Origin of the sequence: Streptosporangium sp. NPDC002721, from assembly GCF_042888905.1 — a bacterium.
Lineage (GTDB): Bacteria > Actinomycetota > Actinomycetes > Streptosporangiales > Streptosporangiaceae > Streptosporangium.
Genome location: NZ_JBIAQI010000005.1, coordinates 93,680 through 115,168 on the forward strand (window position 1 = coordinate 93,680; position 21,489 = coordinate 115,168).

Consider the following 21,489-nt stretch of genomic DNA (forward strand, 5'->3'; position numbering starts at 1 on the left):
CAGGTAAGGCTAACCTAATTTAGGAGCGTTCGGGCGTCAACGCGCGCCTTATGACATCTCAGGCGATTCACCGCCGCCTCGGAATGAGAGGTCCCTCACGCCCGCCCTCTCCCGCCCTCGGTCGACAGCAGCCAGACCAGGTAGACGCCGCCCAGCACCCCGGTGACGACGCCGACCGGCAGCGCGACCGGCAGGCGCAGCGTCACCAGGTCGCTGACCACGAGCAGCGTCGCGCCCATCAGCGCCGCGGGCACGAGTTGCGTACCGGGCCTGCGGGTGAGCCCGCGCGCCAGCTGCGGCGCGGCCAGCGCGACGAACGGGACCGGTCCCACCGCCGCGGTCGCCACCGCCACCAGCGCCACCCCGACCACCACGAGCGCGGCCCGCGTCCGCTGGACCGGCACGCCGAGCGCCTGGGCCGCGTCGTCGCCGAGCTCGCCCATGCGCAGCCGCCCCCCGAAGGCCAGCGCGAACGGCACGAGCACGGCCACGGCCACGACGAGCGGCCACGCGTGGTCCCAGCCCCTGCCGTTCAGGCTGCCGGTGAGCCAGAACGCCGCCTCGTACGCCTCGCGCAGCTCCGCGCGCGTGACGAGGTAGGCGTTGAACGCCTCCAGCATCGCGGCCGCGGCGACCCCGACCAGGACCAGCCGGTAGCCGTGCACCCCGCCCCGGTAGGCGACCAGGTAGACGGCGAGCGCGGTCAGCACCGCGCCGCCGACGGAGCTGGCCGCGATGGCCGCGGTGCCGCCGCCGACGACGAGGATCTGCAGCAGCGCGCCGGTGGCCGAGCCCGTGGTGAACCCGATGATGTCGGGGCTGCCCAGCGGGTTGCGCGTGACGCTCTGGAAGATGGCCCCGCTCAGGCCGAGCGCCGCGCCGGCGAGCAGGCCGGTGAGCGCCCTGGGCAGGCGCAGCGTCACCACGATGAACTCGGTGGCCCGGTCGCCCTGCCCGGTCAGCGCCCCGATCACCTCGGTGGCGGAGACGGGGAAGTCGCCGCTGCCGACCACGGCCACCGCCGCCCCCAGCGCGACGGCCACCAGTACGGCGCACGCCGCCACGACGCGCGGCCGCCAGCGCAGGGACACCGTCCCGACGCGCAGGACACGACTCATGCTCACAGCTGGGGAACCCTTCCGCGACGGACCATCAGTGCCAGCAGGGGAGCGCCCAGGAACGCGGTGACGATGCCCGTCTCCAGCTCGCCGGGCGCCGCGACCACCCGCCCCGCGACGTCGGCGGCGAGCATCAGCACCGGCGCCAGCAGCAGCGAGTACGGCAGCACCCAGCGCTGGTCGGGCCCCACCAGCGCCCGGACCACGAAGGGCACCGCGAGCCCGACGAACGCGATCGGCCCCACCGCCGCCGTGGCGGCGCCGCACAGCACCACGACCGCGAGCGCCCCCAGCGCGCGGGTCCGGCCCGGCCGGGCACCCAGCGACCGTCCCGTCTCCTCCCCCAGGGCCAGGGCGTTGAGCGGGCGCGCCAGGCAGAGCGCCAGCACCGCCCCCGCCAGCAGGAACGGTCCGATCTGGACGAAGACACCGAGGTCGCGCCCGGACAGCGAGCCCACCTGCCAGAAACGGAAGCTGTTGAAGCTGCGCGGGCTGAGCAGCATCATCCCCGCCGTCAGCGAGCTGAACACCGCGTTGATCCCGGCCCCGGCCAGGACCAGCCGCGCGGGCGTGGCGCCGGAACGGCCGCGCGACCCGATCAGGTAGACCAGCAGCGCGGCCCCGGCGGCGCCGAGGAACGCCGCCCACACGTAGACGAGGACGTCGTCCACCCGGAACAGGGCGATCACCGTCACGACCGCCACCGCGGCGCCGCCGTTGACGCCGAGCAGGCCGGGTTCGGCCAGGGGGTTGCGGGTCAGCGCCTGCATGAGCGCGCCCGCCAGCCCGAGCGCCGCCCCGACGGCCACCCCCAGCAGCGTGCGCGGCAGCCGCAGCTCCTGGACGATCAGCGCGTTCTCCGAGCCGTCCGGGGAGAACACCCCGGAGAGGGCCTGGGCCGGCGGGATCTGCTTGGCGCCGATCACGATGCTCGCCAGCACGGCGAGCAGCAACAGGCCGGCGAGCAGGCCCAGCCCGGCCAGCCTTCTGGGGAGGTACGCGCTCTTTTCGGGAGGAGACACGCGCTTCAAGTTAGCCTAACCTAACCGACGTGGCGACGAACGGCCCTGGCGACGCGCGACGGCCCAAGGAAGGGGCGCCGCCACCTCGGGAAACCGCCAAACACGCGCGGCGGAGTCCGTACGCGAACCGCCGGTTCCCTAGCGTGCACGAAGGCGGCCACGCCGGATCGGGCGGCGGGACACGCGCGTCCGGGACGAGCCGACGTGGCGCGGTCCTCTCCGCAACGGAAGCCCGCCTCTCACGTACTCCCGTCACGCGAGGCACGACCATGGAGATGGTGACATGACACGTCCGCCGGTCCCGCCCTTCACCTTCGAGACCGCCGTCCAGAAGGTACGGCTCGCGGAGGACGGGTGGAACACCCGCGATCCGGAGAGGGTGGCCCTCGCCTACACGACGGACTCCCGCTGGAGGAACCGCGCGGAGTTCGTCGACGGGCGGGAGGCGATCGTCGCGTTCCTCCGGCGCAAATGGGCCAGGGAGCTGGACTACCGGCTCATCAAGGAACTGTGGGCCTTCGACGGGAACCGCATCGCCGTGCGGTTCGCCTACGAGTGCCACGACGACTCCGGCAACTGGTTCCGCTCCTACGGCAACGAGAACTGGGAGTTCGACGAGGAGGGGCTGATGCGCGCGAGGCACGCGTCCATCAACGACCTTCCCATCGCCGAGGCCGACCGCGGGTACCACTGGCCCCTGGGACGCCGCCCGGACGACCACCCGGGACTGAGCGACCTGGGCTTCTGAGGGACCTGTGCTTCCAGAGACGGACGAAAGGCCCACGCCCCGGGGACCTCGGCCCCTGCCCCCTCTGGCCGTCGCCGCGGTGGAATGGGTCCGTCCGCGACCTTCTCATTGGGAGATGTGATGACCGAACGTACGGCGACCCCCGGCGACCTGGGCAGGCGGGTGGCCCGGCTGCGCTGGTCCCTGGGGTTGAGCCGCGAGGAGCTGGCCGACAGGGCCGGCATCGACGCCGGGTACGTGGGATACCTGGAGGAGAGCGCGGCCTCGCCGTCGGCGGAGACCGTGAGCCGTCTGGCGGCGGCCCTGGGGGTCGGCGTCGAGGAGTTGCTGGGAGCCGCGGTGAACCTGCCGCCCGGCCGCGGCCGTCCCGCCGCCGGGTCCCGGCTGGAGGAGCTGACGGCGGAGGAGTGCCTGCGGCTGCTCTCCCCCGGCGGGGTGGGCCGGGTGGCCTTCAACGACCCCGGAGGCCCGGCGATCCTGCCGGTCAACTACGTGCTGCGCGAGGGTTCGATCGTCTTCCGCACCGCCTTCGGCGGGCCGCTCGACGAGCCCCTGCGCACGGGTGTCCGGGGCGTGGAGCTAAAGATCGGTTTCGAGGTCGACCGGATCGACGAGGCCGGTCGCGCGGGCTGGAGCGTGCTCGTCAGGGGCGGCGCCCACCACGCCTCCTCCGCCGGGGAGCGGGCCGCCGCGGAGTCCTCCGGCGTCCAGGCCTGGGCGGGCGGCGACCGCGAGCTGTACGTCACGATCACCCCCACCGAGATCACCGGCCGCCGCATCAGGCACGACCCGTGACCTTCTCGGCCGTACAGGGGGCGGCACGAGGGACCTTGGTCCCTACCTGCGCGACCGCGAGAGGACTAGCGTTCGAGACATGATTCGCGTGTTCCTGGTCGACGATCACGAGGTGGTACGGCGGGGCGTGGCCGCGCTGCTGGAGTCCGAGGGCGACATCGAGGTGGTCGGCGAGGCGGGGACCGCCGAGTCCGCGGTGGCCCGCATCCCCGCGCTGCGGCCGGACGTCGCCGTCCTGGACGTACGCCTGCCCGACGGCAGCGGGGTGGACGTGTGCCGGGAGGTCCGCTCCAGCGTGCCGGGGCTGGCCTGCCTGATGCTGACCTCCTTCGCCGACGACGACGCCCTGTTCAACGCGGTGATGGCGGGCGCGTCCGGCTACGTGCTCAAGCAGATCCACGGCTCGGACCTGGTCGGCGCCGTGCGCACGGTGGCGGGCGGCCAGTCGCTGCTGGACCCGCAGACGACCTCGGCCATGCTGTCGCGGCTGCGCGAGCGGGCCACCCGCAAGGACCCCCTGGAGGCGCTGACCGACCAGGAGCGGCAGATCCTGGAACTGATCGGCGAGGGCCTGACCAACCGGCAGATCGGCGAGCGGATGCACCTCGCGGAGAAGACCGTCAAGAACTACGTCTCCAACCTGCTGTCCAAGCTCAGCATGGAACGCCGCACCCAGGCGGCCGCCCTGTCGGCCCGCCTGAAGGCCGACCGGCGAAACTGACGACGCCTTCGCCCGCGACCGCCCGGGGGCTACGGTCCCAGCCCGGCTGAAGGCTGCGGCCCGACCGGCGGGAGGCTCGCTGAGGGCTGCGGCCCGACCGGCGAAGATTCCGCCCCCTTCAGGCGGGAAGCCCAGCAGGCGGGAGCCCCGGCAGGCGGGAGATTTCGTCCCCGGCCGGTGAGAGCGGCCCCGACGCCCCGGGGGATCAGCCGGCGGTTCACGGACCGGCGCCGTCCCGGTCGAGCGGGACGCTCCAGACCAGCCGGGTGCCGCCCCGCTCCGGGGTCTCGGTGGTGAGGGACCCGCCGAGGTTCTCGGCCCGGTCCTGGAGGTTGCGCAGCCCGCTGCGCCTGCCGTCGGCGGGAAGGCCGACGCCGTCGTCGGTCACGGTGAGGACGAGCCGCTTCTCGCCGAGCTTCACCGACACCTCCACCCTGGACGCCCTGGCGTGCCGCACCACGTTGGACAGCGCCTCGCGCAACACCGCCGGCAGCTGCTCGGCGACCCCCGGGGGAACGCCGGTGTCCAGCCGTCCCTCCATGGTCAGGCCCGGCATGAAGCCGAGGTGGCCGCGCGCCCCCTCCACCAGGTCCACGATCCGGGCGCGCAGCCCTTCGTCGTCGCCTCCGGGAGCCTGCAGGGCGAAGATGGTCGAGCGGATCTGCCGGATGGTGGCGTCCAGCTCGTCGATCGCGTTGCGCAGCCGGCCCGCGGCCTCGGGCCGCTCGACGAGCCGCACCGTGCTCATCAGCGTCATGGCCACCGCGAACAGCCGCTGGATCACCACGTCGTGCAGGTCCTTGGCGATCCGGTCGCGGTCCTCCAGCAGTCCCAGCCGCTCGGCGTCCATCCGCCTCTCCGCCAACTCCAGGGCGATCGCGGCCTGACCGGCGAAGGAGTGCAGGGTGCGCACCTCCGCCTGGTTGAACGGGACGCGCCCCTGGCGCTTGCCCAGCGACAGCGCGCCCCGCACGCCTCCCGCCGCGCCGATCGGCACCGCGGCCACCGGGCCGAGCGAGACGTACTCGCCGATCACGATCGGGACCTCGGTCTCGGCCGGGTCGGTGACCGTGATCGGCTCGCCCGCGGTGAACGCCAGGCCCGCCAGGGACCTGGCGATCGGGGCCTCCGCGTCCACCACCCGCTCGTGGTTCTCGCCGTCGGCGACGACCGCCCGCAGGACCCGGCCGGTCTCGTCCGGCAGCAGGACCGCCACGATGTCGGCCCCGGCCATCTGCCGCGCCCGCCGCGCGATCAGCGTGAGCACCTGGTCGGGCTCGACGCCCGACAGCAGGCTGGTGGTGACCTCCGCCGAGGCCTGCAGCCACATCTCCCTGCGCCGGGTCTCCTCGTACAGGCGGGCGTTCTCGATGGCGACGCCGGCGGCGGTGGCCAGCGCGGTCACGATCGCCTCGTCCTCCTCGTCGAACTCGCCCCCGCCGCGCTTCTCGGTCAGGTAGAGGTTGCCGAACACCTCCTCGCGCACCCGCACCGGCACCCCCAGGAACGACCCCATCGGCGGGTGGCCGGGCGGGAAGCCGTAGGAGGCCTGGTGGTCGGAGATGCGCGTCAGCCGCAGGGTCCGCGGCTCCTTGATCAGCAGGCCGAGCAGGCCGAGCCCGTGCGGCCAGTGCTCGATGCCGGCGATCTCCTCCTCGCTCAGGCCCACCGGGACGAACTGGATGAGCGTGCCGCCCTCCCCGGCCACGCCCAGCGCGCCGTAGGTGGCGTCGACGAGGGTGGTCGCGGTCCGTACGATCCTGCGGAGCATGGTCTCCAGGTCCAGGTCGCTGCCCACCGTGACCACCGCGTCCAGCAGCGCGTGCACCCGGTCGCGGGTGGCCAGCACCGCCTCCAGACGTTCCCTCAGCTCCTCCAGCAGCTCGTCCAGCCTCATGTGCGGGATCAGCGGCCCTGACTCGCCCTTCGCCATACCCCCGAGTCTGCACCCTGGTACGCGTCCCCCTCCCCGCCGGGGGTGATCGGCGTGTGATCGCCTGCTCTGGGCCCCGGTACGCGAGAGCCCACCCGGATCCGGGTGGGCTCTCGCGTACCGGCTCGTCGCTCACCTCAGGACCGGCAGGCGCCGCACCAGCGGGGTGCGGGCCCACCGGGCGCCCGCTCCGAGGGTGTCACCGGCGCCCGCCAGGGCCAGCCCGGCCAGTACGACGGTGTGGACGAGGTGGTCGTCGAGGAAGGGGTTGGTGTCCAGCGGGAGCGCGGCGGCCCACATGAGCCCCAGCATCAGGCCCCCGGCGACGGCGGCGATCCGCATGCCGACCCCGAGGAGGAGGGCCGTGCCGACGCCCAGCAGGCCGAGCATGAACAGCCAGTCGACCCACGCCTGCCCGGCCAGGGCGCCGAAGATCCCGCCGAGCGCGTTCTCGCCGGTTCCCCTGAGGAAGCCGGTGGTGGGGCTGCCGCCCGCGATCCAGGCGCGGCCGGCGGGCGTGGCGAAGCCCCAGCCGAACGTCTTGTCCAGGAACGCCCACAGGAAGATCCAGCCGAGGCCGATCCTGGCGAGCGCCCAGACGTAGTCGACCGGGCGGGGGCCGGTCCCGGCCGGGCGGGCCTCCGCGAGGGGGTCACCGGCCTCGGTGCGGTGATCCCCCCGGGTGCCCTGCCCTCTGTGAGTGTCCCGGGCTCCCTCGGTGCCCTGGGTGCCCTGGGTGCCCTGGGTGCCCTGGGTGCCTTGGGTGTCGTGGGTGTCGTGGGTGCCTTGGGTGTCGTGGGTGCCCCTGGTGCCCGCCATGGCTGATCTCCTCCGGTTATGACGCGCTCTGCTGCCTTGGCTCAAGCACATCGTTCTCCCGGATCTCACGGCAGTGCCGTACGGCTCGCCCCCCGAGCCCGGAAGCCCTTGCCCGGAAGGACTTTCGGCCCCGGCGGGCGGCGCACGGCGGCAGGAAGGTCAGGAGGTACGGAGGAACGTGACGCGTTCGGCGGTCTCGATCATCTGGCGGGCGAAGGCGGCCGAGTCGAAGGTGGACGGGGACACGTTCAGGGCCGCCGCCATCGCGTTCGACAGGGCGGTGACGGGCACCGTTCCCGACGCGCCGAGCGACTGCGACGGGATCGACGGGCCCGGCGAGCCGTCGGCGGCCCGGAGGGTCTTGCCGAACCGGCCCGCGGCCTGGCCCTCCGGTGGCGGTTCCACCCCGAAGTGCTGCTCCTCGGGGGCCTGGCGCAGGTCGAGGCGGCCCAGGACGCCCTTGAACAGGCAGAGCAGGACCGTCGGGGACAGCCGTTCGAGCCGCAGCGGCCGCAGCGGCTCGCTCTCGTCGGCCGAGGCGTAGCCGTCGACGAGCAGCCCCGGATACCCCGGCACGAGGTCGGAGCGGATCAGCGCCCCGGTGACCGGCGAGGTGTCCACCGGGGGCGGTCGCAGCCGGTCCCGTTCGGCGTCGGCCCTGGTGACCCGCCCGACGCTCGTCGCCCCGTCCAGCAGGTGGGCGATCCAGCGCGGGTCGAGCCGCAGGAACCTGATCGTCTCGACGGGCAGCAGCCGCTCGTCGGGCACGAGGTAGCGGTAGGGCACCCCGCGCAGCCGCGCGAGGTCGTCGAGGAAGTCCTTCACGTCGTCGGGCATCGTGTCGTCGATGCCGACGATGTCCAGCGGGTGGCCGGACGGCTCGTCGCGCCCGTCGGCCATCGCCCGCCGCCGCTTCCAGGTGTGGACGCTCCTGGCCACCGTGGTGTGCTGAAGGGTGAGCAGCCGCCCGAGCTGCCACGCGGCGGCGTAGCCGATGTCGAGCATCCCGGCCGACGGGTGGTAGCGCAGCAGCTCGTCGGGGGTGCGGACGCCGAAGCGGCTGTCGGCGGGCGAGTCGCCGGTGACGAACGGCCCCCGGTACCAGGACGCGGTCCGCCCGCCCTGGCGCAGCGTGTGCGCGACCGGCACGTACCCCTGCCGCAGGAACGGGTCGGCCGCGGGCTCCCCGCTGTCGGGCAGCCGGAAGGGCCGGCCCCCGTGGGCCAGCGCCCGGACCAGGTAGGGGAACGTGTGCTCCTTCGACACGCAGGAGAAGCGCCAGGAGGCCAGCGTCACCAGGCGGACCAGCGCGCCGGGGGTGTCGGGGCCCGCCTGGAAGCCCGAGGCGCCGTAGCGTCCCTCGACCGAGACGAGGTGGACGGTTGAGGAGACCCCCGGCGCGGGCAGCCGGTTGGCGATGACGACCGCGGTCTCGTCGCCGGCCCGGCGCACGTGCGCGAGCCGTCCCAGGTCGTCCGGGCCCGGCATGATCGAGACCAGCAGGGAGCGCGGCACGTCGATCACGTTCACCGGGTCGGACGCGTTCTGCCCCCGCTCCAGGGCCGGTGCCGGGATGGAGGCCCCGCCCGAGGCGAGCGTCCCGAGCGTGACGGTCTTCCGCGGCGGCTGCTCGTCCCCGCTGAACACCAGCAGCGCCAGCCAGGGAGGCGCCGTCGCGGAGGCGGCGTACGCGCTCCGCTCCCACGGCAGCGTCGTCCGGTCGAGCACCACGTGGGGCAGCACGCTGGAGTGCTCGCCGAGGCCCCCGTCCGGCGGGAACACCGACCGCACCGTCCCTGGCGGCAGCGTGAAGCGGTCCCCGGACACGCTGAACGTCCGGGTCGTCTCGAAGGTGGTGGCGTCCACCGCGGTCGCCGGGGCGACGCTTCTCAGGTCCTGGACGACCTTGATCGTGTAGTCGCCCACCGGCAGGGACGGCCGCCGGTACGCCAGGAAGGTCAGGTCCTCAACCATACGAGCCCACCTCCGGGGCCTGGAGGAAGTCGGTAGCGGCCAGCCCGTTCAGGTCGATCCGCAGGTCGGGCAGCAGCTTGCCGGCGACGGCCGAGCGGGCCCCGGCCCCGGCGGCGAGGTCCAGCCGCTGGTCGGCGGCCCGGGTGAACGCCCGCGCCTCCGTCCAGGAGAAGGCCGGGTCGCTGGACAGGGAGGTGGCCGCCCTCAGCCTCGACAGCGGGAGGCTCTGGGTGGTCTCCGGTTCGCCGGGTGGGTTCGGCCGGATGATGTACCCGGTGAGCAGGTTCTCGCGCAGTGCGGGCTTGTCGAGCGAGGGGGTGAGCTGGTCGCCCCACAGCGCCGCGGGCAGGCTCTTGCCGGCCGGTTCGAAGTGGAAGGCGGAGTTCACCGTCTCCCCGCCGCGGGTGATCGTGATCGTCTGGATCGAGGTGAAGGTGCCGGAAAGGGCCCCCACCGGCGCGATCCCGAACGGCGCGGCCCCGGTCGTGGCCAGCGCGGCCCCCGCGGAGGTGGCCGAGGTGGAGGGCACGGCCGCGTCGGTGAGCAGTTCCAGGCCGGCCGGGTCGACCGCGCCCAGGTGGGTGCCCGAGGAGTCCTTCGGCGAGCCGCCGCGCAGCACGACCGTGACGGCGTCGGCGGCCTGGGGCAGCTGCGCCGCCCTGAACCGGCTCCAGGGGACGGGTTTCGCCGACTCGCCGGACGAGGCCCCGAACGAGATCGTGAAGGAGATGACGTCCAGGTCGATCGTGGCCGTGCCGCCGAACTCCGGCCCCCAGAACCGCACGTCGGTGCCGACGTGCGCGGTGATCGTGTGGGTGCCCAGGAAGTCGAACGTGTAGGAGGCCCCGACGGCGATGCGCAGCCCGGCCTCGTAGTGGTAGGGCTGCCAGGCGATGAGGAAGTCCACCGCCGCGTCGAACCAGGCCCGCAGCGACCCGTCCTCGTAGACGGCGCTGAGCGCGGCCCCGGCCATCAGCGCGCCCGGGGTGAGCGCGTAGTAGGCCGAGCCCTTCATGCCGAGCTCGGGCGTGACCTGCCAGGAGAACCCCAGCCGGGGGACGGCCGGGTAGTGCGCGGGCACGGTGAAGTGCGGGTGGTAGCCGCCGACGCTGAGCACGAAGTCCCCCTGGTGCTCCCCGCCGAACCAGGTGACGAACGCGAACCCGCCCGTCAGGCGGCACGCCCGCGACAGCAGGTAGGAGTTGGACGTGAGCTGCGCCAGCAGCGAGAAGTAGCCGTCCTCCGGCGCGAACGTCGCCCGCAGCGCGAGCTGGATCTCCGCGACGGGCGTGACGCCCGCCTGCGCCGCGTCCGCCACCGGCAGCACCAGGGTGGACAGGCCCAGCACGTTCATCTCGAACCGGTGCCCGAACTGGGCGGTCACCAGCAGGAACGAGTCGATCATCTTGAACGAGGTGAAGTGGATCCCGGCCGCGAGGAAGAAGTCGCCGGGCGAGGGCGGCAGGTCGCCCTCCAGGCGGGCCAGCTCGGTGGCGAGGGTGCCCGGCACGACCGTGCCGACGGCCTCGGCCACCAGCGGGAAGTCGGCGATCCGATCGACGGGCGGCGCGACGATCCTGCGGTTGTAGCCGAACCCGGCCGCGATCCCCTCGACGAAGAAGAACGCGGGGCCGCCGATCGGGTAGTCCAGGAAGGCGTACACGAACAGCGACGGCCCCTCGGGCAGCTGCATGTAGGAGCCGAGCGCGCCGGCGGTGAACGTCTCGGTCCCGATGACGGCCTTGCCGCTGTAGGCGGGGAGGTTCTTGCCCTCGTGGACGACGGTGTTCTTCAGGAACGCCCCGCTCACCGTGACCGGCCCGCCGCTGTAGGAGACGCCGAGCCCGGCCAGGTCGAACGCCGGCACGGCGGCCGGGTCGGCGAGCGACACCGCCGCCGACAGCCCGTCGCAGGCGAGCGTGAGCCCGCCCACCGAGATCGACGCGTCCACCAGCACCGCGAGCCGCGCGGGGCGGTCGGGCACGTGCTCGTAGGCCAGCCCCACCCGTTCGACGTGGACCGGCCCGAAGTCGGTCTGCGCCCTGTACCACAGCACGTCGTCGGCGGTCTTGGCCTGCGTCGGCGTCACCTGGGCGGGCGTGCCGACGGGCAGCGTGACGGCCTGCTCCAGCGGGCCGAGCCGCAGGTGCCCGCCGAAGGCGAACCCTTGCGGGTAGTCCTTGGACTCCAGTTTCGCCACGCCCGGCGGCAGGATCGCGTTCAGCGCGACGACCTGCTCGGGGGTGAGCGTCCCGGTGGTGGCGAGGACGCGCAGCGGGTCGAACCCGACGACCTGGTCCCCGCTCAGGCGCGGCCCGACGACGGGCAGGTTGGAGAGGTCCACCTTCGCGGTGAGGTCGACCTCGAAGACGTGGGTGTCGCCCTCGACGGCGAGCAGCGCGTCGTCGACGCCGACCACGAGACCGTCCGGGATGTCCGCCGCCGCCGAGGGCACCAGCGCCCCGACCAGCTCCTTGACCGTGGGCACGGTGCCGCCCGTCCGGTAGGTGACGGCGTAGCGATTCGCGGCGGCCTGCCGGGCGAAGTGCACCGCGAAGTCCAGCTCCAGGCCGGGTCGCACCAGGACCGCGATCGTCCCGTCGTACGTGCCCGCCTGCGTGTCGATCGCGACGGCCAGGTCCACCTCGGTCGTGTCGATCGGGAGGCGCATGCCGGCCGTGAAGAGGAACCGCGTGGTCCTGGTCGCGAAGGAGGCCGCCAGGTCGTGCACGGTGAGCCCGGCCAGCGGCGCGGGCAGCGGCGGAGCGCCGAACCGTGCCGACAGCGAGTCGATCATCTCGCCGACCGGCAGTTGCTGGCCCGGCCTGCTGCCGCCCTCGAACTCCCAGCCCCTGACGGCGTCGTAGGCCGCCGAGACGTACACGCCGACGGTGGAGACCAGCAGTGCCGCCGAGGAGGCGAACGTGACGTCGTCCCCGACGTCGAAGGCGAACCTCAGGTCCTCCAGCATCACGCCTTCGGCGATCTTCCACTGCCCGTTCACCTCGAGCACGGCCGAGACGGTCAGCGGGGTCGTCCCCGACGGGAGCACGGCCGACAGGTCGAAGTGCTTGACCTTGAGGTCGGGCAGGTGGGTCGCGTCGGCCTCCTCGGTGAACTCCCGCCAGACCTCGCGGATGCTCAGCGGCGGGTCGCCCTCGCGCAGGGCGCCGCCGAGCGCGAGGTTGTCGCCGAGCCCCGCGCTGATCTCCAGGGTGCCGTGCTCGCCGATCCCGAACAGGCCCGCCAGCGCGACGGTGACGCGGGCCTCGCCGAGCGGGTCGTCCACCCGGAAGGTGAGGTCCACGGCCTGCACGACGAACAGGTCGAGATCCCACTCGTGCGACGTCTGCAGGGTGAGCGAGACGTGGGAGATCATCCGGGTGGCCTTCGGCGTGACCCGGACGGTGAGGTCGCGGGGTACCACCGGCGCGGTGACCTCGACGTCGAAGGGGATGTCCAGCGAGTCCTGCCCGAGGAAGGCGGCGATCTCCTCGAAGGCGGCCTCGCCCAGCTCGCCGAGGTCGGCCCTGAGCACGACGCTCTCGCCCCAGCCGAAGACGTCGGCGCCGATGAGCACCTGGTGCGTCGTCCCGGACGCGGTGAACGGGATGGCTCCGGTCAGCGCCACCCGGCCGCGCGGGTCCATGTCGCCGGTCGCGTAGTTCAGCCACGGGTCGGCGAAGATCTCGTAGCGCAGGTCGGTCAGGGTCACCAGCCCGAGGTCGAGCGTGTGCCCCTCCGGCCCGTACAGCACGATGTCCGGGACGGGCGTGATGTCCAGGCCCAGTCCCTCGATCTCGGTGACCATCTCGATCTCGCCGGTCACCGCGTGGACCGCGCCGGGCATCATCAGGTCCAGCGGCGCCATCGGGGTGGTGATGATCAGCGTGCCGGTGAAGGCGAGCCCCGCCGGGGTCAGGTGGAGCACCGGGAGCCGGAACCGGAGCGTCTCGAAGAGGGTGGCCTTGAGCACGGGGTAGGCCGTGACGAACGTCCAGGTCTCGTCGCCGGTCCCGGTGATGTCGGCGGTGACCGCCGAGCCGTCGGTGGTGAACGTGGCGGTCACCGCGAGGCCGGTGAACGGGCCGCTCGCGCCGGTGCCCGTCACGGTCATGCCGTTCGCGAGCTCGGTGCGGCCGGTGACGGCGCCGAGGGTGAACCGCTCCCCGAGGTGGGCGGAGAGCAAGGCGGAGCCGAGCGCCGGGACGTCCAGGTCCAGGGCGGCTCCCCCGCCGCGCAGGGCCGCTTTGAGCTGGTCGGGCGTCATCACTTGTTGTCCTTGGCGAGGATCGAGTACTGCCAGGTGCCGCGCGAACCGGTGATGTAGATGGGCAGCGTGGTCTTCTCCGACTCGGGGAAGTAGCTGTTGAGCTTGCCCTTGGACCAGAAGTAGACGGTGTGCTCGGGGATCTTCACCGCCGCCGTCATCGCGTCCGCGTACCGGTTGATGACGGCCTCGGAGGGCAGGTGGTGCATCTTGATCTGCTTGCCCGCGCTCACCAGGAGCTGTTTGGGCTTGACCGCCGTCACGTACGCGGGCAGGGACGAGGTGTTGTCGCTGGCGTGGTGGCTCGCGGTCGCCAGGTCGACGCCCTTGATCCGGGCGGAGTGGTAGTCCACCACGTACTGTTCGGTGTTGAGGGTGGCGTCCCCGGACATCAGCAGCCGCTTCTTCCCGAACAGCTCGATGAGGACCACCAGGCTGCCCCGGTTCGCGGGCGTGCTGTGGTCCTTGTGGGTGGTCGTGTTCACGTTGCCCGACAGCAGCGAGATCTTGCAGTTCGGCTCGTCGAGGATGAGGATGCCGCCCTTGCCGTCGAGCACGCCGCCCTCGGGCGGGTCCTCGTCCTCGTCCCGCGCGGGCACGGCCTCGCCGTTGAGCGCGATCACCTGCTCGCCGCCGTTCTCGTGGTGGTCCACCTCGAAGATGAGGTTCTCGTCGGCGGCGTGGTTCAGGATCCACTCGCTGGTGGCGCCCTTGGCGTAGGCCCCTCGCTTCTTGCTGTGGTAGACCTTCAGGAACTCGACGCTGTCGTCCATCACCGCCGAGAGCTTGTTGTAGTGGTCGGCGTCGGGATGGGTGAGGATCAGCAGGTCCACGGTGTTGCTGCCCTTGAGGAACTTCTCGTGTTTCAGGGTGCCGCTGATGACCCGCCGCAGGGCCTCCCGGTCCCCCTCCGACTCCTCCTCTCCGGCCTCCGGCAGTTCCTCCTCGTCGCGGATCACCTCGCGGTACGAGTCGGAGCCGCAGTCGACCATCACGATCCGGCCCTTGGGCGTGCACATGATCGTGCAGTCGCCCTGGCCCATCTGGATGAACGCGGCGTGGAAATTGACGTCGTCCCGGGTCCCGGGCTTGGCGGCGGGCCGGGCCTCTATCTCCCTGGCGCGCATCACCGCTATGAGCTTGGCCTTCTTCCTGGCCGCGTCCGCCTCCTCCTGCTTCTTCTTGTCACGGTCCGGCTTGGTCTTGCTGCGCGTCGAGACGCTTCCGTAGCCCTTGCTCGCGTTCTTGATGTCCGTGCGGTCGCGGGAGTTCTGTGCCATGTCACACCTGCTCGGGAGGGGGAGTCTCAGGACGGGAAGTCGATGCGCCAGCGGCCCTGGTTGATGCGGTTCTTCTGCCGCCAGGTGTAGACGTAGCGCCGGTCGTTGTCGCGCGGCTCGTAGTCGGCCGCGTAGGCGTACTCGCCCTGCTTGGTGTTGTAGAGGTCGAACTCCAGCTGGCCCGCGGCCAGGCGCTGCAGGATGCGCAGCTCGTTCTCGCCGATGGTGACGCCGCCGATCCGGAGGTTGTTGCCCACGAAGGTCTGGGCGATGACGTCGACGAGTTGGTCGATCGGGATGTTGCCGTTCTTGAACGCGATACCCTCGGGACGGCCCTCGATCCGGTGCCAGAACTTGTTGGCGTGGTGGAAGCGGATCGTCGGGTACGTGACGTTCGTGCCCGGCGTGTCCTCCTGGAACAGCTCCAGGTACAGCGTCTGCCCGCTCGCGCCCTGCGAGCCGTCCCTGCGCAGCTGCAGGTGGCTGTTGTCGTTCCTGATCGTCACCTTGCCGCCCAGCGGGCCGGGCGTGCCGAAGCCGATCTGGTCGGGGCCCAGCGGGTTGATCAGCAGCGGCCGGGAGCCGCCGGACTGGATCCAGGAGTAGGCCTGGTGGTGGCCGATGCGCAGGTGCGCCTGGTTGACCGGGCCGACGATCACCGCGCCGCCCAGCGAGTCCTGGTTGACGTGTACGACGTGCAGCCTGCCCTGCGGGGAGCCCACCGGGCCGATGCCCACGGCGTCGCCCCTCGGGTTGAGCAGCAGGGGCCGGGAGCCGTGCGACTGGATCCAGGAGTAGTCCTGGTGGTAGCCCAGGCGCAGGTTCGACTGGCTGGTCGGCCCCAGGATCACCGTGCCGCCCCCGGCGTCCTGGTTGGTGTGGACGATGTGCAGGCGGGTCTCGGGGGCTCCGGTGCCGATCCCGACGGAGTTGCCCAGCGGGTTGAGCGCGAGCGGCAGCCCGCTGTGCGACTGGATCCAGGTGTAGGTGCGGTCGTAGCCCAGGCGCATGTTCTGCTCGGACTTCCAGCCGATGACCAGCGCGTCGCCGTTGGCGTCCTGCGGGGTGTGGATGATCTGGAACCGCGCCTGGAGCCTGTCGGCCGCGATGTTGACCCCGGCGGAGGACTGCGAGAACAGCAGCGGGGTGCGGTCCACCATCACGGTCGCCGAACCGTCGGCGTAGCCGGGGATGTTCTCGTACTCGACGAGGATCGGGGCGTGTCCCGGCTTGGGCAGGGCGAGGATGTTGGTGAGTTCGAGCTCGATGTACTCGCCGGGGGCGAGCACGGTGTCGGCGGCGGGCGTGACCTCCCACGTCCTGACCCTGTCCGGGCGCACCCTGGCGCTCCACCGGGTGCCGGTGACCGAGAGCCCGACGCCCCCGGCGGCGCCCACCTTGGTGAGCGCCCAGGGCGTCCTGTCGGCGTCGGCGCCGCTGTCGGCCTCGGCGTCGAACGAGATCAGGAAGGTCGAGGCCGGCAGGCCCTTCTGGAGCGGGATGCCCCTGCCGGAGCGCATCGTGTTGGCGATGTGCAGCTTCAGCCTGTTGGGCGTGGTGCCGTCGCTGAGCACCCGGTCGCCGCCGACGAGGCGGATGTCCAGCGGGATGTTGTGCAGGCCCCGGTGGTTGATCACGTCCAGGTACTGCACCCGGGTGCCGGCCAGCGGCATGGTCTGGCCGGAGTACCTGATGTTCTTGTGCTCCAGTTCCACCTGGGTGCCGTGGGTGCCGTCCGTGCCGTCGGCGTTGAGGCCCGCCACCTCGACCGAGACGGTGCCGTCCGGCGGGATCGGCCTGGCGTTCTTCCACTGGAAATACAGGGCCGTGCCGTCCGCCTCGGGCACCATCGCCCAGTCGGCGGAGTTCAGCGTGGGGGTGAGCCCGGCGGCGAGCGTCCCCTTCCGCAGGCGCAGCGCGAAGTGGTAGGTGCTGGAGGACACGCCGGTGAGCGGCATCGCCTCCACCGTGCCGCGCGAGCTGTTGGTGAGCCGCAGCGTCATCGTCTGGAGCTTGACGTCGTCGATGTACAGCACCGGCTGGTCGTCCTCGTTGACGAAGGCGAAGTCCAGCGGGTGCGAGCGGACGAACGCCTCCAGGGGCGGCTCGTCGTCGGCCATGTCCCGCAGGATCTCCGTGGCGGCCAGCGCCCGGTCGTACACCCGGAACTGCGCGATCAGCCCGTTGTAGGCCAGCGTGCCGTTGCCCCATCCCAGGCAGAAGTCCTCCCGGTCGGCCACCCGCGCCGCGCCCCGCAGGCCCCACTCCCCCGCGAGGCCGCCGTCCACGAAGATCCGCGCGGTCACGCCGTCGTTGGTGACGGCGACGTGCTTCCAGGTGTTCGTGGGGATCGCGCCGGCGCCCGTGCTGTGACTGTCGGTGCCCCTGGTCGAGGTGTACATGTGCTCCAGCCGCCCGTTGCCCTCCAGGCGCAGCCGGATGTTGGGCGACCTCTTGCCGAACACGGCGACGGTGTCGCCGCCGGGCCAGTTGATCCACGCCGAGAGGGTGTAGGTGGTCAGCCCGAGCAGCGGCTGGCCCGCGGGCACGACCGCGTACTGGTTGCCGCCGCCCAGGCGCAGGCAGGCGAACTTCGGGTCGGTGACGACCGTCGGCGGCTCGACGAAGGTGCCCGTCAGCTGGTTGGGACCGCTGTCGAGTACGGCCTTCTGCGGGGCCAGGGCGTCCAGCGGCCAGTGCATGACCAGGGAGTCGCTCATCCGTGCCTCTCCTCGGGGACCGAGGCGAGGCCGAGCTGGCCCTGGGCCTGCTGCTGCACGGTGGCGACCAGCTCGTAGACCTGGGCGTAGGGAAGATTGCCGAGCGCGTCGAGGATCTGGTTGACCTCGGGGAGCGTCAGCGTCAGGTTGATCTTCTGCATGGAGGGGGTTCCTCTGCTCGGTGACTCGGTGACTCGGTGACTCGGTGACTCGGTGACTCGGTAGCTCGGTAGCTCGGTGACTCGGTGGCCCGGTGACTCGGTGGCTCGGTGGCTCAGTGGCCCGGTGGCCGTGGTGGGCCGCTCGGGGTTCGGGGCGGGTTACTCGGTGTCCGGGACGAGCGTCAGCCAGCCCTCCCGGGCCGTGGGCAGCGCGGGGGCGCCCGCGTCGTCGTGGACGGGGTCGAGCGGCCGGTCGGTCCAGGCCGACGGGGTGCGCTCGCGCCAGCTCCACCGGTGTCCGGGGACGTCCGGCACGGGCAGCGCCAGGCTGTCGCCGTCCACGAGCACCGGCGCGGTGAACTCCGGGACGCGCAGCGCGTCCATCGCGGCGCGGTACTGCTCGGCGGGCAGGGTGACCGTCTTGCCCGGCAGGAAACCGGACGTCACGTGGATCGGGGCCCGGGGGTCGGCCAGCAGGGTGAGCGTGCGCGGCGGCAGGTCGATCCCGACCGTGAGCGGCGGCGCCGTCGTGACGGGCAGGAAGTCGCCGAGGCCGAGGAACAGGCCGGGCTCCTCGCGCCAGTACCCGATGAGCCCGTCGTTCAGCCGGTCGGCCGTGCCGACCCGCACGGGCAGCGCGACGTCCGGGTAGCCGTTGGAGTCGCGGGTGCTGCGCCGCATGTCCTGCCGGAAGACGTTCCAGTCCTGGTGGACGGCGGGCGGGCCCATCGCCTGCAGGTCGAGGTGGGCCCGCAGCACGGCGAGCGGCCGGGCGGTGAGCACGTCCAGGCCGTGGTCCTCGGGTTCGACCCCGGCCGTCAGCGTGTCGAGGGTCGCCAGGAACGCCGCGAACGGGTCCGGGCCGAGCGCCTGGATCCGGGTGGCCACGGCCCGCAGGTGCGCGTTGCCGATCTGCGGGATGCCGGCGACCCCGCCGCCGGGAGAGGGCAGCCAGCGGGCCAGGTCCGCGTCGGACGGCTCCGGGCTCGCGACGACCAGGCCGAGCGGGGTGCCGTCGTCGGCGTAGAAGGCGAGGCCGTCGTTCAGGTCGTCGGGGACCAGCCACCCGCACACCGGGGAGGTCACCGGCACGTCGTTCATCTCGCGCAGGTCGTGGTCGGAGTCCAGCCAGCGGAACGACAGCCGGGACGGCTGGGCCAGCCTCGGCGGCATCGCGGCCCAGCCGGGGCGGTCGGGGACGCGCATCCGCGTCGTGGTGGCCGCGTCGCCGGTGTCGACGTCGCAGGCCAGCCCGAAGTTGTCGACGATCCGCAGCCGGTTCAGGCGCATCATCCCGGCGCGGATCGGGTTGAAGCCCGACAGCGGCTCCGGCGCGTGCCGGGTGTCCTCGCCGACGGCCCGCGCGACCTCCGCGGCGAACCTCTGGTAGCCGGGGAAGCCGAGCGGGTCGGCGATCGGGAGCTGGCGGGTGAGCCGCCGCATGAGCAGGGCGTCGTTGAAGCCGCCGAGCACCTGGGCGAGGTTGCTGTCCTCGTTCTCCGCCAGGTGCCGGTACATCGAGATGATCGTCTTGAGGCGGGCGTCCGTGCCGTTCGCGGCGTACCAGGCGAGGATCGCGTCCGGGGCCTTCTGGAAGGCGGACGGTTCGACCGTCGTGCCGTTCGCCGCGTTGTGGGCGGCGACGATGTTGCCCGCCAGGTAGCGCAGGATGCGCGCCGACATCACCGGCCTGGCACTACGCGACAGGACCGTGGTGCCCGAGTAGAGGCTCGCGGCCCTGGTCGGGGCCTCGTGGCCGGGCCTGGTCCGCAGGTCCGCCTCGCCGGGGGCCAGCTCGTAGGCGTCGGTGACGAACGTCGGCGCGTAGACGGGGTCGTCGGGGTCCTGGTTGTCGCCGCCGCCGAGGGCGAGGAACTCCGCCTCCCAGTGCAGGAGCAGCGGGTTCCACGGGTTGTGCGCCCAGACGTCCGGCCTCAGTCCGAGCGTGGGCAGCGCCCGCTGCAGCGCCGCGGGGTCGCGCGGGTCGGGAACCTCGAGCACCCGGCAGGGCAGCAGGCCGCCGGGGGCGCCCTCGCCGTCCCGGCCGTGCCGGTCGGAGGGCGTGGCGACCTGGCCGGTCAGCAGCACGACCGGCTCGGCGGGCAGGTGGAACTGCGGCGCCGGGACGGTGCCGAGGACGAACGTCGCGCCGGCCGGTCCCGCCGTCCGGGTGTTGTACGCCGCCAGGGCGGTGTCGAGGGCGCCGCGAGCCTCGGTCACGGCGTTCTCGGGGCCGCTCAGGAGATTGGTCCGCTCGTCCAGGTGGTCGATGTGCCACTCCAGGTAGGAGCGCACCTCGTCGGTGTCGGGGTAGCTCTCGCGCAGGCCCGCGCCCGGGTAGGCGCAGATCATGTACCGGTACCAGTCGGCGAACAGCTGCTCGCGCAGGCCGACCAGCGTCTCCTTCTCGCGGTCGAGGTCCTCCTGCGCCAGATTGAGCAGGTTGAGCAGGTCGCCGATCTGGCGGGGCAGGGCCAGCGCCTCGCGCCGCTGGCGGGTGTCGGCGTCGGCGTCCGGGTCGTCCTCGCGGCGGATCGTCCACAGCTGTCCCGAGGGCAGCGGCCGGAAGCCGTCGGCGTGGCGCTCCTCGGCCAGCTTGGCGCCGACGTCGAGCGGCTTGGCCTCCAGCTCGTCGGCGTAGGCGAGGGCTTCGAGCAGGTCCTCGGCCTCGTCGGGGGCGACCCCGTCGAGCACCGTGCCGAGGTGGGCGGCGAGCGCCTCGGTCGCGCTCGTGCCGACGAACACGCCGCCGTCCCGGGCGTACAGCAGCGGGTTGACGGCCCGGCCGTCCGGCCTGAACAGCAGCGAGGCGTGGCACACCGTGGACGCCGGGCGGGCGCTGCCCTCCGGTACGCCCCAGCCGAACCCGTCCTCCAGCGCGGCCCGCCATCCGGTGCCGGTGGTCAGACCGGCGAGGGTGTCCTGCGCGGCGGCCGAGAACCAGCCCGTGACCTCGTACTGGGTGCCGCTCGGGGGGCGGGAGGCGGCGAAGTCGGTGTCGTGGAAGCCGAACACGCTGTGGCAGCCCGGGTAGAAGGCCGCGAAGGCGGGGTCGCCGTGCCCGATCGCCGTCACCCGGGGCAGCCGGTCGCCCGGCAGGTCCGGCCGCCACGTCGCGAGGGGCACGGCCCGGCCGAGCCTGCGGAACGGGACGGCGCCCTCGGTCATCGGGAACGCGATCCCGGTCGCGCCCGCCTCCCCCGGCGCGGCCAGGTAGTCGCTCTCCACCACCCAGGAACGTTCCAAAACCCCGTCGCGGCGGCGCGCCACCAGCCACCGGTTCGGTACGGCGGGCACCCGCGTCCCGCCCCCGTCCTCCTGGACGAGCCTGGTCAGCGCGTCCGGAAGGGACCAGTGCAGGTGCACTCCCGGCCCGAGCGGGAAGTCCCGGTCCTCGAAGGGGTCGGGGAGGATCTCCTCGCTGATGTACGGGGTGCCTGGCCGCACGTCCCGTTTCGTGATGGGATCGACGTACGGCAGCCGGGTGAAGTCCACCGGCTCGACGACCCCGACCTCGTCCTCCAGATAGAGCGCCGCCAGACGTACCGGAACCACGAGCACATCAGCCATTACGCCCCTTTTCGCTTGACTCTCCGCTCGACTGCCACACAATAACGACGTGCGCGACATTCCGGAAAGCCCGAAGTTCAGAGCTGTAACACGGCGAGATTTTCTCCGCAATTACCCATGAGACTCATTCGCCTACCCCTGCCCGGGGGCGGAATCCGACTTTGCCCATCGGTTTTTCCTGCCTTCATGAGCTGTGCCGATGTCCAGAATCAACGAATTCATCGGACGGCGTTCGTCATTTCCCGCCACGGGCCTCCGTCGATTGGCCCGCCAAGGCGGAACCGGATGCCGGGGGCGGCCTTTGAAGCGGTTTCATTTACCTGCACGACGTTATCCGTCACCCCCCGGTCCAAATTCA

13 protein-coding genes are annotated in these 21,489 nt (G+C 72.4%); 3 read left to right on the forward strand and 10 right to left on the reverse strand.

All coding sequences use genetic code 11. The annotated features are described in order from the left end of the window. Positions 1 to 95 precede the first annotated feature (95 nt). A complete protein-coding gene (locus tag ACFYWM_RS08155) occupies positions 96 to 1,118 on the reverse strand; it encodes a FecCD family ABC transporter permease (RefSeq protein ID WP_389911112.1) in 1,023 nt (340 codons plus the stop codon). A gap of 2 nt (positions 1,119 to 1,120) precedes the next feature. After that, a complete protein-coding gene (locus tag ACFYWM_RS08160) occupies positions 1,121 to 2,140 on the reverse strand; it encodes a FecCD family ABC transporter permease (protein WP_389910473.1) in 1,020 nt (339 codons plus the stop codon). Positions 2,141 to 2,423: 283 nt separating this feature from the next. Here ACFYWM_RS08160 and ACFYWM_RS08165 point away from each other — a divergent pair, with 283 nt between their 5' ends. The 3 genes from ACFYWM_RS08165 (at position 2,424) to ACFYWM_RS08175 (ending at position 4,404) form a co-directional block, all read left to right on the forward strand. Continuing rightward, positions 2,424 to 2,888, forward strand: coding sequence for a DUF1348 family protein (locus ACFYWM_RS08165; RefSeq protein ID WP_389910476.1), 465 nt, complete (start codon positions 2,424 to 2,426; stop codon positions 2,886 to 2,888). A gap of 120 nt (positions 2,889 to 3,008) precedes the next feature. Beyond that, positions 3,009 to 3,683, forward strand: a complete 675-nt coding sequence (locus tag ACFYWM_RS08170) for a pyridoxamine 5'-phosphate oxidase family protein (RefSeq protein WP_389910478.1) — start codon at positions 3,009 to 3,011, stop codon at positions 3,681 to 3,683. 79 nt (positions 3,684 to 3,762) lie between these two features. Next, on the forward strand, positions 3,763 to 4,404 hold the full coding sequence (locus tag ACFYWM_RS08175) for a response regulator (protein WP_389910481.1): 642 nt from the start codon (positions 3,763 to 3,765) through the stop codon (positions 4,402 to 4,404). A gap of 217 nt (positions 4,405 to 4,621) precedes the next feature. Here ACFYWM_RS08175 and ACFYWM_RS08180 read toward each other — a convergent pair whose 3' ends face one another. The 8 genes from ACFYWM_RS08180 to ACFYWM_RS08215 all read right to left on the reverse strand — a co-directional run bounded on the left by ACFYWM_RS08180 (position 4,622) and on the right by ACFYWM_RS08215 (position 21,131). Further along, complete coding sequence (locus ACFYWM_RS08180; RefSeq protein WP_389910484.1) at positions 4,622 to 6,337, reverse strand: GAF domain-containing protein; 1,716 nt, start codon at positions 6,335 to 6,337, stop codon at positions 4,622 to 4,624. Positions 6,338 to 6,469: 132 nt separating this feature from the next. After that, positions 6,470 to 7,156: a hypothetical protein gene (locus ACFYWM_RS08185; RefSeq protein ID WP_389910487.1), complete on the reverse strand. Its 687-nt coding sequence runs from the start codon at positions 7,154 to 7,156 to the stop codon at positions 6,470 to 6,472. Positions 7,157 to 7,315: 159 nt separating this feature from the next. Further along, positions 7,316 to 9,130 carry a hypothetical protein gene (locus tag ACFYWM_RS08190; protein WP_389910490.1) on the reverse strand — a complete coding sequence of 605 codons (1,815 nt, stop codon included), beginning with the start codon at positions 9,128 to 9,130 and terminating at the stop codon, positions 7,316 to 7,318. Beyond that, positions 9,123 to 13,400 carry a DUF6603 domain-containing protein gene (locus ACFYWM_RS08195; RefSeq protein WP_389910493.1) on the reverse strand — a complete coding sequence of 1,426 codons (4,278 nt, stop codon included), beginning with the start codon at positions 13,398 to 13,400 and terminating at the stop codon, positions 9,123 to 9,125. The genes ACFYWM_RS08190 and ACFYWM_RS08195 overlap by 8 nt, the downstream gene beginning before the upstream one ends. Then, positions 13,400 to 14,680, reverse strand: coding sequence for a ComEC/Rec2 family competence protein (locus tag ACFYWM_RS08200; RefSeq protein ID WP_389910496.1), 1,281 nt, complete (start codon positions 14,678 to 14,680; stop codon positions 13,400 to 13,402). The genes ACFYWM_RS08195 and ACFYWM_RS08200 overlap by 1 nt, the downstream gene beginning before the upstream one ends. 26 nt (positions 14,681 to 14,706) lie before the next feature. Further along, positions 14,707 to 17,400 carry a LamG-like jellyroll fold domain-containing protein gene (locus tag ACFYWM_RS08205; RefSeq protein WP_389910499.1) on the reverse strand — a complete coding sequence of 898 codons (2,694 nt, stop codon included), beginning with the start codon at positions 17,398 to 17,400 and terminating at the stop codon, positions 14,707 to 14,709. Beyond that, entirely contained in the window at positions 17,397 to 17,561 is a 165-nt protein-coding gene (locus ACFYWM_RS08210) for a hypothetical protein (RefSeq protein WP_389910502.1), read from the reverse strand. Before ACFYWM_RS08210 ends, ACFYWM_RS08205 begins: the two co-directional genes overlap by 4 nt. 159 nt (positions 17,562 to 17,720) lie before the next feature. Beyond that, positions 17,721 to 21,131: a hypothetical protein gene (locus ACFYWM_RS08215; protein WP_389910505.1), complete on the reverse strand. Its 3,411-nt coding sequence runs from the start codon at positions 21,129 to 21,131 to the stop codon at positions 17,721 to 17,723. Between the last annotated feature and the right edge of the window lie 358 nt (positions 21,132 to 21,489).